Annotated in this window: 15 protein-coding genes; 7 read left to right on the top strand and 8 right to left on the bottom strand. The window is 60.6% G+C overall.

Annotated elements, in window-relative coordinates; translation table 11 throughout:
• Positions 1-12 precede the first annotated feature (12 nt).
• The 3 genes from hisA to ACVWXD_RS23035 all read left to right on the top strand — a co-directional run bounded on the left by hisA (position 13) and on the right by ACVWXD_RS23035 (position 2,352).
• Positions 13-750, top strand: a complete 738-nt coding sequence (gene hisA / locus ACVWXD_RS23045; RefSeq protein WP_003187784.1) for a 1-(5-phosphoribosyl)-5-[(5-phosphoribosylamino)methylideneamino]imidazole-4-carboxamide isomerase — start codon at positions 13-15, stop codon at positions 748-750.
• A gap of 9 nt (positions 751-759) precedes the next feature.
• Positions 760-1,530, top strand: a complete 771-nt coding sequence (gene hisF / locus ACVWXD_RS23040) for an imidazole glycerol phosphate synthase subunit HisF (RefSeq protein WP_003171107.1) — start codon at positions 760-762, stop codon at positions 1,528-1,530.
• A 66-nt stretch (positions 1,531-1,596) separates the two neighbouring features.
• A complete protein-coding gene (locus ACVWXD_RS23035) occupies positions 1,597-2,352 on the top strand; it encodes a substrate-binding periplasmic protein (protein ID WP_179179650.1) in 756 nt (251 codons plus the stop codon).
• 59 nt (positions 2,353-2,411) lie between these two features.
• Here ACVWXD_RS23035 and ACVWXD_RS23030 read toward each other — a convergent pair whose 3' ends face one another.
• The 4 genes from ACVWXD_RS23030 to gpmI form a co-directional block, all read right to left on the bottom strand.
• The gene (locus tag ACVWXD_RS23030) at positions 2,412-3,185 is read right to left on the bottom strand and encodes a divergent polysaccharide deacetylase family protein (protein ID WP_181643811.1); all 774 of its coding nucleotides are present in this window, start codon (positions 3,183-3,185) and stop codon (positions 2,412-2,414) included.
• A gap of 1 nt (position 3,186) precedes the next feature.
• On the bottom strand, positions 3,187-4,503 hold the full coding sequence (locus ACVWXD_RS23025) for a S41 family peptidase (protein ID WP_027605074.1): 1,317 nt from the start codon (positions 4,501-4,503) through the stop codon (positions 3,187-3,189).
• Positions 4,504-4,533: 30 nt separating this feature from the next.
• Positions 4,534-5,829 carry a murein hydrolase activator EnvC family protein gene (locus ACVWXD_RS23020; protein ID WP_095186153.1) on the bottom strand — a complete coding sequence of 432 codons (1,296 nt, stop codon included), beginning with the start codon at positions 5,827-5,829 and terminating at the stop codon, positions 4,534-4,536.
• A gap of 256 nt (positions 5,830-6,085) precedes the next feature.
• Entirely contained in the window at positions 6,086-7,612 is a 1,527-nt protein-coding gene (gene gpmI, locus ACVWXD_RS23015; RefSeq protein WP_457371345.1) for a 2,3-bisphosphoglycerate-independent phosphoglycerate mutase, read from the bottom strand.
• A gap of 151 nt (positions 7,613-7,763) precedes the next feature.
• Between gpmI and ACVWXD_RS23010 the strand changes: the two genes are divergently transcribed.
• From ACVWXD_RS23010 to secB, 3 genes are read left to right on the top strand one after another with little or no spacing between them, the layout of a single operon-like run.
• Positions 7,764-8,177: a rhodanese-like domain-containing protein gene (locus tag ACVWXD_RS23010; RefSeq protein ID WP_032890134.1), complete on the top strand. Its 414-nt coding sequence runs from the start codon at positions 7,764-7,766 to the stop codon at positions 8,175-8,177.
• A gap of 1 nt (position 8,178) precedes the next feature.
• Positions 8,179-8,433, top strand: coding sequence for a glutaredoxin 3 (grxC, locus tag ACVWXD_RS23005; protein WP_032890136.1), 255 nt, complete (start codon positions 8,179-8,181; stop codon positions 8,431-8,433).
• Positions 8,434-8,475: 42 nt separating this feature from the next.
• The gene (secB, locus tag ACVWXD_RS23000) at positions 8,476-8,955 is read left to right on the top strand and encodes a protein-export chaperone SecB (protein WP_014716520.1); all 480 of its coding nucleotides are present in this window, start codon (positions 8,476-8,478) and stop codon (positions 8,953-8,955) included.
• Positions 8,956-9,082: 127 nt separating this feature from the next.
• Here the strand turns inward: secB and ACVWXD_RS22995 are convergent, their stop codons facing one another.
• Positions 9,083-9,538, bottom strand: a complete 456-nt coding sequence (locus ACVWXD_RS22995; RefSeq protein WP_010563141.1) for a tRNA (cytidine(34)-2'-O)-methyltransferase — start codon at positions 9,536-9,538, stop codon at positions 9,083-9,085.
• On the opposite strand from ACVWXD_RS22995, the gene ACVWXD_RS22990 reads away from it, so the two are divergent.
• Complete coding sequence (locus tag ACVWXD_RS22990) at positions 9,537-9,977, top strand: hypothetical protein (protein WP_457371344.1); 441 nt, start codon at positions 9,537-9,539, stop codon at positions 9,975-9,977. The two genes, ACVWXD_RS22995 and ACVWXD_RS22990, sit on opposite strands and share 2 nt — an antisense overlap.
• A gap of 619 nt (positions 9,978-10,596) precedes the next feature.
• On the opposite strand, the gene ntrC is transcribed toward ACVWXD_RS22990, so the two are convergent.
• The 3 genes from ntrC to ACVWXD_RS22975 all read right to left on the bottom strand — a co-directional run bounded on the left by ntrC (position 10,597) and on the right by ACVWXD_RS22975 (position 13,963).
• Positions 10,597-12,033 (bottom strand): nitrogen regulation protein NR(I), encoded by a 1,437-nt coding sequence (gene ntrC, locus ACVWXD_RS22985; protein WP_032890139.1) that lies wholly within the window; start codon positions 12,031-12,033, stop codon positions 10,597-10,599.
• The gene (glnL, locus tag ACVWXD_RS22980; RefSeq protein ID WP_032890142.1) at positions 12,030-13,115 is read right to left on the bottom strand and encodes a nitrogen regulation protein NR(II); all 1,086 of its coding nucleotides are present in this window, start codon (positions 13,113-13,115) and stop codon (positions 12,030-12,032) included. Before glnL ends, ntrC begins: the two co-directional genes overlap by 4 nt.
• A gap of 311 nt (positions 13,116-13,426) precedes the next feature.
• Entirely contained in the window at positions 13,427-13,963 is a 537-nt protein-coding gene (locus ACVWXD_RS22975) for a chorismate mutase (protein ID WP_032890145.1), read from the bottom strand.
• Positions 13,964-14,076 lie beyond the last annotated feature (113 nt).

Genomic DNA, 14,076 nt, shown 5'->3' with positions numbered 1-14,076 from the left:
AAGGTTTGCCAGATGCTGATTATCCCCGCTATCGATCTCAAGGACGGCGCCTGCGTACGTCTGCGCCAAGGCCGCATGGAAGACTCCACCGTGTTCTCCGATGACCCGGTGAGCATGGCTGCCAAATGGGTAGAAGGGGGCTGCCGTCGTCTGCATCTGGTGGACTTGAACGGCGCCTTCGAAGGCCAGCCGGTCAACGGTGAGGTGGTTACCGCCATCGCCAAGCGCTACCCGAATCTGCCGATCCAGATCGGCGGCGGTATCCGCTCCCTGGAAACCATTGAGCACTACGTCAAAGCTGGCGTGAGCTACGTGATCATCGGCACCAAGGCTGTGAAAGACCCGGCCTTCGTTGCTGAAGCCTGCCGCGCGTTCCCAGGCAAAGTTATCGTGGGTCTGGACGCTAAAGATGGCTTCGTCGCCACCGACGGCTGGGCTGAAATCAGCACCGTGCAAGTCATCGACCTGGCCAAGCAGTTCGAAGCTGACGGCGTGTCCGCCATCGTTTATACCGACATCGCCAAAGACGGCATGATGCAGGGCTGCAACGTACCGTTCACGGCCGCGCTGGCTGCGGCGACGAAGATCCCGGTGATTGCTTCCGGCGGTATTCACAACCTGGGCGATATCAAGTCGCTGTTGGACGCCAAGGCGCCAGGGATCATCGGCGCCATCACCGGCCGCGCGATCTATGAAGGTACTCTGGACGTCGCCGAAGCCCAGGCTTACTGCGATGCCTACAACGGCTGAGGACTGACCATGGCGCTGGCCAAACGCATCATCCCTTGCCTGGACGTCGACAATGGTCGCGTGGTCAAGGGCGTCAAGTTCGAGAACATCCGTGATGCCGGCGATCCGGTGGAAATTGCCCGTCGCTACGATGAGCAAGGTGCCGATGAGATTACTTTTCTCGACATCACCGCCAGCGTTGATGGCCGCGACACCACGCTGCACACCGTCGAGCGCATGGCCAGCCAGGTGTTTATCCCGCTGACCGTGGGCGGCGGCGTGCGCACCGTGCAAGACATCCGCAACCTGCTCAATGCTGGCGCGGACAAGGTCTCGATCAACACCGCAGCGGTGTTCAACCCGGAGTTCGTCGGCGAAGCCGCGCAACACTTCGGCTCGCAATGCATCGTAGTGGCTATCGACGCCAAGAAAGTCTCCGGCCCGGGCGAAACCCCGCGCTGGGAGATCTTCACCCACGGCGGTCGCAAGCCGACTGGCCTGGACGCGGTGGAATGGGCGATGAAGATGGAAGGCCTGGGCGCTGGTGAGATCCTGCTGACCAGCATGGACCAGGACGGCATGAAAAACGGCTTCGACCTGGGCGTGACCCGTGCCATCAGCGACGCGCTGGGCATTCCGGTGATCGCTTCCGGCGGCGTCGGCAACCTGCAGCATCTGGCCGACGGCGTGATCGAAGGCCACGCCAGCGCAGTGCTGGCGGCGAGTATTTTCCACTTTGGCGAATACACCGTTCCTGAGGCCAAGGCCTATATGGCGGCGCGCGGTATCGTCGTTCGTTAAACGTTGCTGGACACCATGGCGGGCGCGCGGCACTCTCTGCGCTTGCCATGGATTCCGGTAGCCTTCATGTTCAAGACCCTCTTACTTGCCCTCGCCAGTTCGTCCCTGTTGTTAGTCGGTTCGGCCCATGCCGAGGAACCGTCCGACGCCTCCCTGGTGTTGCTGACGGAAAACTTCCCGCCGTACAACATGGCGAAAAACGGCAAGAACTTCGCCAAGGAAGAAAACATCGAAGGCATCGCCGTGGATATCGTGCGCGAAACCTTCAAGCGTGCGGGCATTTCCTACAACCTCACCCTGCGTTTTCCTTGGGAGCGAATCTACAAACTCGCCCTGGAAAAACCCGGCTATGGCGTATTCGTAATGGCACGTTTGCCGGCTCGCGAAGCGCTGTTCAAGTGGGTCGGCCCCATTGGCCCGGATGATTGGGTGCTGCTGGCCAAGTCGGACAGCAAGATCCAGCTTGCCGAACTTGAGCAAGCGCGGCGCTACAAGATCGGCGCCTATAAAGGCGATGCCATCGCCGAGACCCTGGAGAAACAGGGCCTCAACCCGATCGTAGTGCTGCGTGACCAGGACAATGCGCAAAAGCTCGTGGATGGCCAGATCGACTTGTGGGCTACCGGCGACCCGGCCGGGCGTTACCTGGCACGCCAAGTTGGGGTGACCGGGCTCAAGACCGTGCTGCGATTCAACAGCGCCCAGCTCTACCTCGCGTTGAACAAGGATGTGCCGGACGACTTGGTAGACAAGCTTCAGGCCGCGCTGGACCAGTTGCGTAAAGACGGCGTCGTCGACGAGATCACGGCGAAGTATCTGTAAAAGACCCGAAGTTCTGTAGGCGCTGGCTTGCCAGCTCTTACTGGGATCGTTGCGGCGTTCTAGCGGTAAACCCCGTCCTTCCCATGCCCAGCCATGGCTTGATTGCTGCGCACGCTGATCATCAGCTTAATATCAATCCACTCGATGCCCTGGGCCTTGAGCTTGGGCAGCTCGCGCTCCAGCACTGCCAGGGTTTGTGGGTAAGGGTGGCCGATCATCACGGCCGAGCCCTGTTTGTGGGCCAGCTTGATCGCGGTTTGCAACTGTGTGGTGATCGCCGCTTCGGTGCGTTCGTCGTCCAGGAACACGTCCCGCGAAACACTCGCCAGACCGATCTTCTGTGCCTCGGCGGCTGCCACTGTCTGCGCGCTGGTACGGCTGTCGACAAAGAACTTGTTGCGCCGCTGCAGCTCGGCCATCAACCAGGCCATTGCCGCAGGTTGAGCCGTCATGCGGCTGCCCATATGGTTGTTGATGCCGGCGTTGTAGGGCACGGCGTTGAACGCGGCGTCCAGGCGTTTGGCGAGTTCTTCGATAGGCAGCTCAGGGTGCCAGGCGAACGGGCCGGTGGCCGGGTCCATGGGCATGTGCAGGATCACGATCTTGCCGGCCTTGTGGGCTTCGCGGGCGAATTCTGCAGCGTGGGGGGTGTCGGGCATGATCGCGGTGGTCACCGGCCCAGGCAGGGCCAGCACGCGGCGATCCCGAGGCAGGTTTTGCCCCAGGTCGTCGATGATCAGCGTCAGATAGGCTTTGTGAGGTTCGCCTGTGGGAGTCGCTTGGGCGACTCCCACCAGGCTGCACAGCAGAGCAAGGATCAGGGCAAATCGCATATCAACGGCTGCGCGTGATGCTCAGCCCCTTGAGCAGGCTCAGCGCCTGAGCCAGTTGATAGTCGTCGTCCTGTGGCATCGGCTTGGCTTTCTTGCTGCTGCCGGTCGGCTGGTCGGCACCGCCGTTGCCATTGCCCAGGTGACCTTGCAGGTCTGCCTCTTTGTAGTACTCGCTGTCGATCTCGTTAGTGATCTTGGCCTTGCGCACTTCGATGTCCGGCACGATGCCCTGGGCCTGGATGGAGCGGCCGTTCGGCGTGTAGTACAGCGCAGTGGTGATCTTCAGTGCGCGATCGTTGTTCAGCGGCAACACGGTCTGCACCGAGCCTTTGCCGAAGCTGGTGGTGCCCATCAGCACGCCGCGTTTCTGGTCCTGCAGGGCGCCGGCGACGATTTCCGAAGCCGAGGCGCTGCCGCCGTTGATCAGCACGGCCAGTGGCACGTTCTCGCTGAGGTCGTTGCCGGTGGCCGAGAAGCGCAGCTCGGAGTTGGCGATACGGCCCTTGGTGTAGACGATCAGACCTTTGGTAATGAAGTGGTCGACCACTTCCACCGCCGACTGCAGCACGCCGCCTGGGTTGTTGCGCAGGTCGAGCACGATGCCGCTGAGTTTCTTGCCGTTGTCCTTGCGCAACTTGGCCAGTGCCTTGGCCACTTCGTCGCCGGTCTTGACCTGGAATTGGGTGATGCGGATGTAACCGTAGCCCGACTCCAGCAGCTGACTCTTCACGCTCTTGACCACGATGGTCGCGCGGGTGAGTGTCACGTCGAACGGGTTGCCACCGTCGCGTACCAGGGTCAGGGTGATTTTCTGGCCGATCTTGCCGCGCATCTTGTCCACGGCTTCGGTCATGGTCTGGCCACGGGTCGGCTGGCCGTTGATTTTGACGATAAAGTCACCAGCCTGGATGCCGGCCTTGGACGCCGGGGTGTCGTCGATGGGTGACACCACCTTGATGTTGCCGTCTTCGGCGCCGACTTCAATGCCCAGGCCACCGAATTCACCGCTGGTGCTTTCCTGCAGTTCAGCGAAATCTTCAGGGCCCAGATAGGCAGAGTGCGGGTCGAGGTTGCTGAGCATGCCCTTGATGGCATTCTCCAGCAGAGTCTTGTCGTCTACGGGTTCGACATAGGCTGCCTTGATGCGGTCCATGACCTCGGCAAAGGTGCGCAACTCGTCCAGCGGCAACGGGGCCTTGGTGGTCGCGGCCGTGGCAGCAGGTGCAGCCGGAGCGGCCTGGTCGGCGAAAGCCAGAGGCGCGCCGATCACCAAGGCGATCGTCAGGGCCAGCGAAGTGAGGCGGGACAAATGCAGCATGTCGAACGAACTCCTAATGTAGATGCGGCCCTATCCTTGGGAACGGCACCATTGTGCGGGATCGCTCGGGCGACCCTGCTGACGAATAGCGAAGTACAGCGCCGGGGTGTCCTGGCCACCACTGTTACCGACAGTGGAGATGGATTCACCGGCTTTTACAACATCACCTGCCGACTTGAGTAACGTCTGATTGTGGCCGTAAAGGCTCAAATAGCCATTGCCGTGGTCAAGAATCACCAACAAACCGGCGCCCCGCAGCCAATCGGCAAACACCACACGCCCGCCGTGAACGGCGTGGACCTGGCTGCCGGCGGAGGCGCTGATCATCACTCCATCCCACTTGGCGCGGGTGTCGTCGCCACGGGTTTCACCGAAGCGTGCCAGTAGTCGACCATCAACAGGCCATGGAAGTTTTCCTCGCGCTGAAGCAAAAGGGCCGCCGAAAGACTCGCCGGCGCTGGAAACCAACGGTCCAGGCGCTGCATGTGCCGGTTTACGTGGCGCCGGAGCGTCAGTGGTGGCTGCCAGTTCGGCCTCACGCTGGCGCTTTTTTTCGGCTTCCTGCTGGGCGATCAGCGCTTTCTGGCGCGCTTCTTCGGCCTCGCGTGCCTGGCGCGCCAGGGTTTCTTCGATGGTCTTGAGCACTTTGGCCAGGTCGGCTTGGTCTTGCTCGCGGGCCTGGAGCTTGGCGTCGCGGGCTTTCACGTCGTCATTGAGCTTGGCCAGGGCCAGCTGGCGCTCCTTGCGGACCTTGTCCAGCTCATCGCGCTGGGTGTCGAGGGCGCTTTTCTGGTCTTCCAACTGCGACTGCTGGTTGGCGATTTCCTGTTCGACGTTGACCAACTGGCGCAGAGTCTCGTTGAAGCTTTTCAATTGCTCCAGGCGGGCTTTGCTCAGGTAGTCGTAGTAGGTCAGGGTGCGCGCGAATTTCTCAGGGTTCTGCTGGTTGAGCAGCAGCTTGAGGTATTCCTGGCGGCCACTCTGGTAGGCGGCGCGGGCCTGGATCGCGATCAGACGTTGCTGTTCAACGCGTGCGCTCTGGAGTTTTTTTTTCTCAGCGTCGAGTCGCTCCAGTTCCGACTCGCTCTTCTTTAATTCTTTTTGCAGCTCCTGGACTTGCTTCTCTAGCTTGCCCATTTCGGTTTCCGTGCCGCGCAGGTCTTTCTGCACCCCGGATTTTTCTTCCTGGAGCTTGCCGAGCAGTTTTTTCAGCTCGGTAATGTCCTGACGCGTAGCGTCCAACTGTTGTTGGGTTTGTGCGCGCTCATCGGCAAACGCCGGTTGGAGCAGGCAGACAAAAGCAAGGGTAATCAAGGCGCGAAGCATAGAGGCGGGCGACACCAGGGAAAGGGACGGCCTAGTATGCCCGCCAAGCGCTGCAAAAAAAACGCCCAATTGGGGCTGGCGGGCAAGATAGGCGCCGAGTGGCGGTGGTATGGCAAAAAGACATCTTCCAAACACGGGAGATCCAATGTGGGAAGGGTTTGCCCCCGATTGCAGTGTGTCAGCTGAATATGTGTTGGCTGACCCATTGCTATCGGGGGCAAGCCCCCTCCCACACTGTTCAGTGGTGTGGTTGAAATCAAACCAGAATCGAGGTCCCGGTCATCTCCGCTGGCTTCTCCAGTCCCATCAGCATCAGCATGGTTGGCGCCACATCCGCCAACACCCCGCCGTCACGCACTTTGAAGTCGCGCTTGCCCACGTAGATGAACGGCACTGGCTCAGTGGTGTGAGCGGTGTGTGCCTGGCCGGTGGACTCGTCGGACATCTGCTCGCAATTGCCGTGGTCGGCCGTGATCAGCGCTTCGCCGCCGACTTTTTCCAGGGCGTCGACGATGCGACCGACGCACAAGTCCAGGCATTCCACGGCCTTGGTCGCGGCTTCCAGGTTGCCGCTGTGGCCAACCATGTCGCCGTTGGCGTAGTTGACCACGATCACGTCGTAACGCTGGTGGTCGATGGCGTCGACGATTTTGTCGGTGACTTCCGGCGCGCTCATTTCCGGCTGCAGGTCGTAGGTGGCGACTTTTGGCGACGGGATCAGGATGCGCTCTTCGCCTGGGAACGGTTCTTCACGGCCGCCGGAGAAGAAGAAGGTCACGTGGGCGTATTTTTCAGTTTCGGCAATGCGCAGTTGGGTCTTGCCGTTTTTCGCCAGGTAATCGCCGAGCACGTTGTCCAGGCTGCCCGGAGCAAAGGCGGCGGGGGCCGGGATGCTCGCGGCGTATTGGGTCAGGCCGACGTAGTGCACTTTTGGCTGGCGGGCGCGTTCGAACTCGCTGAAGCCGTCTTCGACGAACACGCGGCTCAGCTCGCGGGCACGGTCGGCGCGGAAGTTCATGAACACCACGGCGTCGCCGTCTTCGACTTTTACCGGCTCGCCGATGGTAGTGGCCTTGACGAACTCATCGCTTTCGCCACGGGCGTAGGCGGCTTCCAGGCCTTCTTGGGCAGTGGCGGCGTTGAATTCGGCCTGACCGTCGACGATCAGGTTGTAGGCTTGGGACACTCGGTCCCAACGGTTGTCACGATCCATGGCGAAGTAACGGCCAATGATGCTTGCAATGCGGCCCTTGCCCAGGGCGGCGAATGTGGCGTCCAGGAGCTCGATGGACGATTGCGCGCTTTTTGGAGGAGTGTCGCGACCGTCGAGGAAGGCGTGCAGGTAGATCTTCTCGGCGCCGCGCTTGAAGGCCAGTTCGGCCATGGCAACCAGATGGTCTTGGTGGCTGTGTACACCGCCGTCGGATAATAGGCCCATGAAGTGCACGGCCTTGCCGTCGGCTACTGCTTTATCTACCGCTGCGCAGATGGTCGGGTTCTCGAAGAACTCGCCGTCGCGGATCGCTTTGGTCACGCGTGTGAAGTCTTGATATACCACTCGTCCGGCGCCGAGGTTCATATGGCCGACTTCCGAGTTGCCCATCTGCCCGTCGGGCAGGCCCACGTCCATGCCCGAACCGGAGATCAGGCCGTTGGGGACGCTGGCGGTCAAGCGGTCCAGTACAGGCTTCTTGGCCGCGTATACCGCGTTGTCGTGGTGGCTTTCACTGTGTCCGAAGCCATCGAGAATTATCAGGACCAAAGGTTTAGGCGTAGTAGTCATAGATCCTCTCGCGGCGGTAATAAAGGAAGGCAATTGAAAAGGGAGTGGCAGTTTAAAGCGAAGTTCCGACCACGTCACCGCTTTACGGGGGTTGGCCCCCCCTGACGGCTGTGTATACTTACCGCCATTTTAACGCCCTGGAACCTCCTTGATGGTTGATCACCTGATTGCATTTGCCACTGCCCACTATCTGCTCGTGGGTGCCTTCGTCATCCTGCTGGCGCTGCTGATCGCTCACGAATTGAGCCGTGGTGGTCGCAGCCTGAGCACGTCGGAGCTGACCGCGCTGGTCAACAAGGATGAGGCCATTGTGGTGGATATCCGCCCAGCCAAGGAATTCGCTGCCGGCCATATCGTCGGTGCACTGAACATTCCACAGGACAAGCTGATCGCGCGCCTGGCCGAGCTGGAAAAACACAAGGCCAAGACCATCATCCTGGTCGACGCCCAAGGCCAGCACGCCGGCACTCACGCCCGCGAAATGCTCAAGACCGGTTTCACCGCGGCCAAGCTGTCCGGTGGCATCAGCAGCTGGCGCGCCGATAACCTGCCGCTGGTGAAGTGATATGAGCCAGGTTGTCGTCTACTCCAGCGATTATTGCCCTTATTGCATGCGAGCCAAGGCTCTGCTGGATAAGAAGGGCGTTGCCTTCGAAGAGATCAAGGTCGACGGCAAGCCCCAGGTGCGCGCCGAAATGGCCCAGAAGGCGGGACGCACGTCTGTGCCGCAGATCTGGATCGGCGCCAAACACATCGGTGGCTGCGACGACCTGTTTGCCCTGGAGCGCGCCGGTAAACTCGATGCGCTGCTGCTCGTCTGACTCCTAAACCCTAAAAGACCCCAAGATCAAGAAGGATCTGCGATGACTGACCAACAGAACACCGAAGCAGCAGAAGCTCAAGGCCCACAGTTCTCGCTGCAGCGTATCTACGTGCGTGACCTGTCGTTCGAAGCGCCGAAAAGCCCGGCCATCTTCCGCCAGGAGTGGACCCCAAGCGTTGCGCTGGACCTGAACACCCGTCAAAAGGCACTGGAAGGCGACTTCCACGAAGTTGTGCTGACCCTGTCGGTCACCGTCAAGAACGGTGAAGAAGTGGCCTTCATTGCTGAAGTGCAACAGGCCGGTATCTTCCTGATCCAGGGCCTGGACGAAGCGTCCATGAGCCACACCCTGGGCGCGTTCTGCCCGAACATCCTGTTCCCGTATGCCCGTGAGACCCTTGACAGCCTGGTCACCCGTGGTTCGTTCCCTGCGCTGATGCTGGCTCCGGTGAACTTCGATGCCCTGTACGCTCAAGAGCTGCAGCGCATGCAACAGGAAGGCGCACCGACGGTTCAGTAATCTCGAACCCGACGCAGAACCCAATGTGGGAGGGGGCTTGCTCCCGATAGCGGTGGATCAGTCAGATAGATGTCGACTGACACTCCGCCATCGGGGGCAAGCCCCCTCCCACATTTTGTTTGGTGTGTTATTTGAAACCGAGTTGGCGCCAACCTTCGTACACGGCAACGGCTACGGTGTTGGACAGGTTCAGGCTGCGGCAGCCTTCGCGCATTGGCAGGCGAAGGCGATGCCCATCGGGCAGGGCGTCGAGCACTTCGGCCGGCAGGCCACGGCTCTCCGGGCCGAACAGGAAGGCATCGCCTTCAGCAAAACTGGCATCATGGAACGGTCGCGAACCCTTGGTGGTGAACGCGAACAAGCGCGGATGCCCCAGGCTTTCCAGGCAGCTGGCCAAGTCGGCGTGGCGCTGGAGCGTGGCGTACTCGTGGTAGTCCAGCCCGGCACGGCGCAGGCGCTTGTCGTCCATGTCGAAGCCCAGGGGCTCGATCAAATGCAGGTGGCAGCCACTGTTGGCGCACAGCCTGATAACGTTGCCGGTATTCGGCGGAATTTCTGGTTGAAAAAGGATGACGTGAAACATGCACGGCTCCGAAGGCAAAGATGCGCTGCATTCTACCCCTGAAGAAGACCCAAGACCGAAGCTATTGCCAAGGGTCATGGGCTCGCTGGCGATTGTCGGCTTGATGGTGGGCCTGATGATTGGCCGGCTGACCACAGCGGACCCGGTCGAACTGCAACAGGTAGAGACGACCACGGATGGCGTAGTGGTGTGGTTCAACAGCGAACCCAAGCTGCACGGCGAGCATATCGATGGCACCGTGGCGTTGCTGTTTGATGCCCAAGGCAAGGCCAGCACCGGGCAACTTAAGGTCAACGACAAGGACGTGAACTGGCGCGTGCGCAAGACCGATGGCGGCCTGCTGCTGAGCCTGGTCGCGGCTCGGCCGTTGCGCGGGGAGTGGAAGGGAGAAGAGGTCGATGACCGCTGGCGGTTGGAGATCCATCTCCAGGAGCAATAAAAGAGGGAATCCCCGGCCTGCCTGTACCAAGGTCCCCAAAACGGGCTGGGGCTATGGGCGCTGTGCCACATAAGCCCCGGTGTAAAGAAGGGAGTTCCCGGCCTGCCTGTACCAGGGCTCCCAAAACGGGGTGAAGCCATCAAGGCTTCGTTGTTAAAGAGGGAGTCCCCGGCCTGCCTGTACCGAGGTTCCCCAAAGCGGTGTGGAGCGCGACGCGGTTCGCATCAAGCACCCCGGGTGTAAAGAGGGGATTCTCGGCCTGCCTGTACCAAGGTCCCCGAAACTGGGTTGTACTTGGGTTATTGCAGGGCGCGTGCCAGAGTGGCTAAGTTGTGCCAAAAAAATTCTTCAAGAAGCGCAAAGCCCCCGGATTACGGGGCTTTGGTGTTTTCGGAATTCAGCATTCTCTTAACAAAACGGTTGGTTCGGGCGTGGAACGTGTGCGCGATGCTAGAACAGGGTGCATTGAAGCGGTGCACGGTTCTGAGTCCGTGTGGAGGTCTAAATGTGGGAGGGGGCTTGCTCCCGATGGCGGTGTATCAGGCACAGATGTTGTGACTGACCTACTGCTATCGGGAGCAAGCCCCCCTCCCACATTAGACCTCAGTGGATTCGAGATTCAGGCGTCGTCGCCCTCATCGTCGTCACCACCGTCCACTTTCATGCCCAGCTCCTTGATCTTGCGCGTCAGGGTATTGCGACCCCAGCCCAGCAACACCGCAGCATCGCGCCGGCGGCCGGCGGTGTGCTTGAGGGCGGTCTCGATCATGATCCGCTCGAACGCTGGTACGGCGCTGTCCAGCAGGTTCGACTGGCCCCGTGCCAGTGCCTGGTCGGCCCATTGACGCAGCGCCTGCTCCCAGTTGGTCACTGGTGCCGAATCCTGCGGCAGGCTCAAAAGCTCCGGCGGCAGGTCGCCGATATGCACTTCGCGCCCGGACGCCATCACCGTGATCCAGCGGCAGGTGTTCTCCAGCTGGCGCACGTTGCCTGGCCATGGCAGGTTCTTCAGGTATTCCTCGGTCTCGCTTTTCAAAAGCTTCGGCTCGACCGCCAGCTCCAGGGCGGCGCGGCTGAGGAAGTGGCGGGCGAGGGTGGGGATATCTTCGCGGCGGTCCGACATGCGGGGGATGTGGATGCGAATCACGTTGAGGCGGTGGAACAAGTCCTCACGGAACTTGCCCGCATGCACCAGGGTTTCCAGGTTCTGGTGAGTCGCGGCGATGATGCGCACATCAACCTTGACCGGTGTGTGACCGCCCACGCGGTAGAACTCGCCGTCCGCCAGTACGCGCAGCAGGCGAGTCTGGGTGTCGGCCGGCATATCGCCGATCTCATCGAGGAACAGCGTGCCACCATCCGCCTGTTCAAAGCGTCCGCGACGCAGGTTGGCGGCGCCGGTGAACGCGCCTTTCTCATGGCCGAACAACTCGGACTCCATCAAGTCCTTGGGGATCGCTGCCATGTTCAGTGCGATAAACGGCGACGCTGCCCGTGGGCTGTGACGGTGCAGAGCGTGGGCTACCAGCTCTTTACCGGTACCCGACTCGCCGTTGATCAGCACGGTGATGTTGGAGTGGCTCAAGCGCCCGATGGCGCGAAACACTTCCTGCATCGCAGGCGCTTCACCGATGATTTCCGGGGTGCGGGTCAGGGCCGGCGGGGCTTCCTGATTCTGTTGTTCCTGGGCGTGCTGGTTGGCGCGCTTGACCAGCGCCACAGCCTCGTCCACGTCAAACGGCTTGGGCAGGTATTCGAATGCGCCGCCCTGGTAAGACGCGACAGCGCTGTCCAGGTCGGAGTGCGCAGTCATGATGATCACCGGCAGGCGCGGGTGCTGCTCGCGGATGCGTGCCAGCAGGTCCAGGCCACTGGCGCCTGGCATGCGGATGTCAGAAATAATCACGTCGGGCTGCTGGCGTGCCAGGCGGCTCATCACCCCGTCGGCGCTGTCGAAGCTTTGGGTGGTCATGCCTTCCTGTTGCAAGGCTTTCTCAAGGACCCAGCGGATAGAACGGTCGTCATCGACGATCCAGACAGTTTCACTACGGCTCATGTCGATGGGGCTCCTTGTTCCAGAGGCAGAAAGATCGAGAACGTGGTGTGGCCGGGATGGCTCTCACATTCGATCAGACCCTGGTGCTGGCTGATGATGTTCTGGGTGATGGCCAGGCCCAGCCCGGTACCGTCCGGGCGGCCGCTGACCATGGGAAAGAAGATAGTTTCCTGAAGTTCCGCAGGAATGCCTGGGCCGTTGTCGATGATCTCGACCTTGGTCACCAGGCGATGGCGCACGTGGCCGATGGTGAACTGGCGCAGTGCGCGGGTGCGCAGGCTGATGCGGCCCAGGCGCAATTCGTTCTGGCTGCTGATGGCCTGCATGGCGTTGCGCACGATGTTGAGCACCGCTTGGATCATCTGTTCGCGGTCGATCAACACGTCGGGAATGCTCGGGTCGTAGTCGCGCACCAAGGTGATGCAGCCCTGGCTTTCGGCCTCTACCAGATGACAGACGCGCTCAAGTACTTCGTGCACGTTGGTCATCGCAAGGGACGGCAGCTTGTTGGAGCCGAGCATGCGGTCCACCAGGTTACGCAGGCGGTCGGCTTCTTCGATGATGACGTTGGTGTAGTCCTTGAGGTTCTCGTCCGGTAACTCGCGGGCCAGCAACTGCGCTGCGCCACGGATGCCGCCCAACGGGTTCTTGATCTCATGGGCGAGGCCACGTACCAGCATCTTGCTGGTTTCTTGCTTGGACAACTGCGCTTCTTCTTTGGTGATGCGCAGCAGGCGGTCACGGGGATGTACTTCAAGCAGCAGCAGGGTCGCGCCGTTGCTCAGGATCGGGGTCACAGCGTAGTCGACGGTCAATGTCTGCCCGGTAAGGGCCGTGAGCATCGCTTCACGCTTGGTGAATGGATGCGCCTGCTCCACCGCCTGGCGTAACGAGCTCAAGGCTTCGGCCGACTCGGTGAACAGCTCGCTGATGAACTGCCCATGGCTGCGCTGGCCACTGATGGCCAGAAGCATCTCCGCCGCCGGGTTCATGTACTCAAGACGCAAGTCGTCATTGAGCAGGATGGTCGCGGTGGTCAGGTTGTCGAGTAGCAAACGGTGCAGTGCATCGCTGATGGTCATCAGGACCTCTTTTGGAGCAAGGCGCGGGCTTGAGGCACACGCTGATACAAGGAAAATGCAAAAACCAAACCAAGGCTCCGAAAAGAAGCGCGAAAGCCCTGAAATGGGGGGTTAGGGCCCGAAACTGTGGCGTTCTGCCAGCTTGAACGGGAAGTTTCGAACCAAAATGGTGTTAGTCGTTGGGGTGGGTGCAGGATGTCGCACCAATATAGTGCGGTTTTGTGAAGGTTGTTCAGGAAGTGCCGAAATCATATAAATCAAATGTGGGAGGGGTTGCCCCTCTCCCACATTTTTGGATCGGGGTTACAGTTTTAGTCTTTGTAGATACACAGCTCGGCCGTAGCGCGGATCATCGCCAATTGCCGCAGTGGGTCGTTCAGCGGCTCATGTACCGCTTCGGCCAGCCATTGAGGGCAATGCGGGTCGGTACGTTGTGGAGTGAAGTCCGCCAGTTGTTGCAGCAGGCGTTTTTGCAATTGATCCAGTTGCGGGCGAATCTGCTTTACCAGGTCCGGGCGCGGGTCGTCGGGTGCCTTGCCCTGGAACTGCCAGTCGGACAGGTGGGTGTACTGCACCAGCTTGTTTGCCTCGATCTGCGCCGAGAAAAATTGCTCGGCGGCGGCGGGCTCCAGTTTGTAGCTCGGTGCCTGGGCAATGACGCTGGCGAGCACATCTTGCTCGCGCTTTTTGTCTTCTACCGGTTTTTTGCTGTCCCATTTGCTCAGGGCCACCTGGTCGGCAATGGTCAGGCGTTCGGCGATGCTGTTGAGCAATGGCTCCAGTGTCGGCGGTGCAGCGAATGCACTGGCGCTGACGAATAATAGAGCGAACACAAGTCGACGTTTCAATGCTGATCTCCTTGTGGGAGGGGGCTTGCCCCCGATAGCAGAGTGTCAGTCAGCACCTGTATCAGCTGACCCACCGCTATCGGGAGCAAGCTCCCTCCCACCTTTTTGATTAG

The sequence above is a fragment of the Pseudomonas sp. TE3911 genome, assembly GCF_054062775.1.
Note: the sequence above shows the minus strand (reverse complement) of the source record. Positions and strands in the feature narration are given on the sequence as shown.

Excerpts from the sequence above, each read along its gene's own strand:
- hisA (WP_003187784.1), top strand. The coding sequence starts at position 13 with ATGCTGATTATCCCCGCTATCGATCTCAAGGACGGCGCCTGCGTACGT.
- hisF (WP_003171107.1), top strand. The coding sequence starts at position 760 with ATGGCGCTGGCCAAACGCATCATCCCTTGCCTGGACGTCGACAATGGT.
- ACVWXD_RS23035 (WP_179179650.1), top strand. The coding sequence starts at position 1,597 with ATGTTCAAGACCCTCTTACTTGCCCTCGCCAGTTCGTCCCTGTTGTTA.
- ACVWXD_RS23030 (WP_181643811.1), bottom strand. The coding sequence starts at position 3,185 with ATGCGATTTGCCCTGATCCTTGCTCTGCTGTGCAGCCTGGTGGGAGTC.
- ACVWXD_RS23025 (WP_027605074.1), bottom strand. The coding sequence starts at position 4,503 with ATGCTGCATTTGTCCCGCCTCACTTCGCTGGCCCTGACGATCGCCTTG.
- ACVWXD_RS23020 (WP_095186153.1), bottom strand. The coding sequence starts at position 5,829 with ATGCTTCGCGCCTTGATTACCCTTGCTTTTGTCTGCCTGCTCCAACCG.
- gpmI (WP_457371345.1), bottom strand. The coding sequence starts at position 7,612 with ATGACTACTACGCCTAAACCTTTGGTCCTGATAATTCTCGATGGCTTC.
- ACVWXD_RS23010 (WP_032890134.1), top strand. The coding sequence starts at position 7,764 with ATGGTTGATCACCTGATTGCATTTGCCACTGCCCACTATCTGCTCGTG.
- grxC (WP_032890136.1), top strand. The coding sequence starts at position 8,179 with ATGAGCCAGGTTGTCGTCTACTCCAGCGATTATTGCCCTTATTGCATG.
- secB (WP_014716520.1), top strand. The coding sequence starts at position 8,476 with ATGACTGACCAACAGAACACCGAAGCAGCAGAAGCTCAAGGCCCACAG.
- ACVWXD_RS22990 (WP_457371344.1), top strand. The coding sequence starts at position 9,537 with ATGCACGGCTCCGAAGGCAAAGATGCGCTGCATTCTACCCCTGAAGAA.
- ACVWXD_RS22995 (WP_010563141.1), bottom strand. The coding sequence starts at position 9,538 with ATGTTTCACGTCATCCTTTTTCAACCAGAAATTCCGCCGAATACCGGC.
- ntrC (WP_032890139.1), bottom strand. The coding sequence starts at position 12,033 with ATGAGCCGTAGTGAAACTGTCTGGATCGTCGATGACGACCGTTCTATC.
- glnL (WP_032890142.1), bottom strand. The coding sequence starts at position 13,115 with ATGACCATCAGCGATGCACTGCACCGTTTGCTACTCGACAACCTGACC.